The 3,113-nt window shown below is 71.2% G+C and carries 2 protein-coding genes; both read left to right on the top strand.

Annotated features, from left to right (window positions below):
- Window positions 1-101: 101 nt before the first annotated feature.
- Window positions 102-1,265 (top strand): exonuclease SbcCD subunit D, encoded by a 1,164-nt coding sequence (locus tag ACM2XV_RS13615; RefSeq protein WP_344776720.1) that lies wholly within the window; start codon window positions 102-104, stop codon window positions 1,263-1,265.
- 17 nt (window positions 1,266-1,282) lie between these two features.
- On the top strand, window positions 1,283-3,113 hold a 1,831-nt coding region (locus ACM2XV_RS13610; RefSeq protein ID WP_487027314.1), incomplete at its 3' end, for an AAA family ATPase.

Below are 3,113 nucleotides of genomic sequence, written 5' to 3'. Positions count from 1 at the left end.
TGCCCAAACATGCACTCATCGCGCAACTGCGCACCGAAGGAGAACTCACATGATCACCGGCCCTGGCGAGCGTGTCAGAGGCGACGGATAGCGTGAGCATCATGCGAGTCCTGCACACCTCCGACTGGCACGTCGGGCGCACGTTCCACGGGCATTCGACCCTCGACGCGCTCGGCACGGTGCTCGACGCGCTCGTCGACGTCGTCCGCGAACGCGAGGTTGATGTGGTCGCGGTGGCGGGCGATGTGTTCGACTCGGCGACACCGTCGGCCGACGCGTTCCGCGTGCTCGGGGCGGCTCTGCGCGGCATCCGCTCGGCCGGCGCCGAGCTCGTCATCACGAGCGGCAATCACGACTCGCCCGCTCGGCTCGGCTTCCAGTCCGAGTTCGCGGCCTTCGGCGGCGTGCACATCATCACGCAGCCGGCTGCGCATGCGACCCCCGTGACGATCGCCGGGCGCGACGGGGTGTCGGTCGACTTCTACGGCATTCCCTATCTCGAGCCCGCCCTGATCAGGCACCTGTGGCCCGACGAGACGCTGCGCACTCAGGCCGATGCTCTCCGGTTCGCGATGGGGAACGTGCGAGCTGCGGCGCAGGAATCCGATCACCGCTCGGTCGTGCTGTCGCACTGCTTCGCAGCGGGCGGGGCAGCAGAGTCGAGCGACGCCGAACGCGATCTCAGCGCGGGCGGTCTCGATGTCGTTCCGCTGTCAGCGTTCGACGGGGTCGACTACGCGGCGCTCGGGCACATCCACGGCCGCGCGACGCTGGCCGATCATGTGCGCTACTCGGGCGCTCCGCTGCACTACTCCTTCAGCGAGGCGGGGAAGCCGCGCGGGGCATGGCTGGTCGAGCTTTCCGCGAGCGGGTCCGCGGTCGTCGAGTGGGTCGGTCTGCCCGTCCCCCGCGCGCTCGCGGTGCTGACCGGCACGCTCGACGAGTTGCTGGCAGACCCTGCGCTCGAGCGTCACGAAGACGAGTGGGTCAGTGCCGTGCTCACCGACAACACGCGCCCGCTCGACGCCATGCGCAAGCTGCAGCGGCGATTCCCGCACTGCGCGAATCTGGTGCACCGGCCCGCGAACGTCGCCGTCGACGAGGCCGCCGGCTACCGCGAGCGCGTCCGCAAGGACGTGCCCGACGCCGAGCTGATCGGCTCGTTCCTGAGTTTTGTGCGCAACGGCGAAGGGCCGAGTGCCGCCGAGGCCGAGCTCATCGCCGAGCTCGTCGATGAGCGCACGCGTGCGGGGGCGGCCCGATGAGGATCCATCGCGTCACTATGGCGGGGTTTGGGCCCTATCTTGCTCCGCAGACGGTCGATTTCGACGCATTCGCCGATGACGGCATCTTCCTGATCGGCGGCAAAACCGGCGCGGGGAAGTCCACCATTCTCGATGCGATCTGCTTCGCGCTCTACGGCAGTGTTCCGCGCTACGAGGGGCAGGCCACAGTCGCGACGAAGCTGCGCAGCGATCATTGCGCCCCCGATGACGTCAGCTACGTCGAGCTCGAGTTCAGCGCGGGCGGCGAGCGGTACCGACTGCGGCGCTCGCCCGAGTACGAACGCCCCAAGTCGCGCGGCGACGGCTTCACCACCCAGAAGGCCGAGGCGCAGCTCTTCCGGCGCGACGGCGACGACTGGGTCGGGCTCGAGGCGCAGCTGCGCACCGTGGGGGTGAAGGTCGCCGAGATCGTGCAACTCTCGCAGGACCAGTTCCTGCAGGTGATCCTGCTCGCGCAGAACCGCTTCCAAGAGTTCCTGCTCGCCAAGAGCGAGGAACGCCAGTCGCTCTTGCGCACCCTGTTCGGAACGCGGCGCTTCGACGATTACGACGAAGCGCTGCAAGCCCGCCGGAAGGCGCTCGAGGCCGAGGTCGGCGGCGCCCGCACCGAGATCGCGCATCTCGCGCGACAGCTCGAGGGGGTGCTGCCCGTCGAGGGGGTGCTGCCCGACGAGGCTGTCGAGACCGACATCCCGGCCGAGCCCGGTGAGGTCGTCGAGTGGATGGGCACGCGCGTCGATACCCACCGAGATCGGGTTGCGGCGGCCGACGACGTGGCGAAGCAGGCGGATGCCGCCTGGCGCGCCGCCCAGTCGGAGCACGATCGCCTTGCCGAGCTGCGCAGGCTACAGCAGCGACGGGAAGAGGCCGAGGCGCGGCGACGCGAGCTGCTCGAGAGCGCCGCAGAGCTCGACGCGCGGGCCAGCCGCGCGCTGGCCGACGCGAAGGGGCATCTCGGCGAGCTCCCCGCCCTGACCGAGGGCACCGACACCGAGCAGTTCCTGCACGCGGCCGGTGCCGGTCTCGCTGAGCTGAGCGGGTCGCTCGCAGCCGCTATCGAGGCCGAGAAGAAGACGCCCAATCTCGAGCGCGCCATCACCGCCGCGGAGGCGAGGTGCGAAGAGGCCGATGCCGCGGTCGAGGCAGCGAAGGGGCACGCCGCCGAGTGGAAGGCGCAGCTCGACGCCCTCACGCCCGAGATCGAGGCCGCTGCCGAGGCCGCTGCCGACCAGGGCGCCGCCCAGCAGCTCGCGGACTCGATCGCCCCCGTGCTCGACGCGCTCGCGGCGGCCGAGGCCGTGAAGCAGGACGTCACGCGAGCCGAGCGTCGCGAGCTCGAGAGCGGCCAGGCGCGCACCGCGGCCTCGAGCGCGCTCGACACCCTGCGCGCCCGCCGACTCGACGGCCATGCCGCCGAGCTGGCCGAGTCGCTCGCCGACGGCGACCCGTGCCCGGTGTGCGGGTCGACGCACCACCCGGCGAAGGCGAGCTGGAGCGGGGAGGCCGTGACGGAAGCGGACATCGCATCCGCAGAGACCGCGCTGGCGATCGCCGAGGCGGAAGCCGCGCAGCGCTCGCGCGAGGCCGGGGACGCCCGCGCCAAGCTGGCCGAGTTGCAGGGTGCTGCCGCGGGCCACACGACCGAGTCGGCTCAGCGGACGAAAGCGGAGGCGGTCACCCGGCTCGAGAAGGCCAAGACGGCGGCGGCGCACGCCGCTCAGCTGCGCGGTCGGCGCGACGCGGTGGCGAAGAAGCTCGAGGGCCACGACGCCGAGCTCGACAGGCTGCGCGCCGCATGCGACGCCGCCAATACGCAGCGAGCCACAG

It is taken from the genome of Gryllotalpicola sp. CP2-P1, assembly GCF_057512245.1.
The sequence above is the reverse complement of the archived record's forward strand: the minus strand, read 5'-3'. Positions and strand labels throughout refer to the sequence as shown.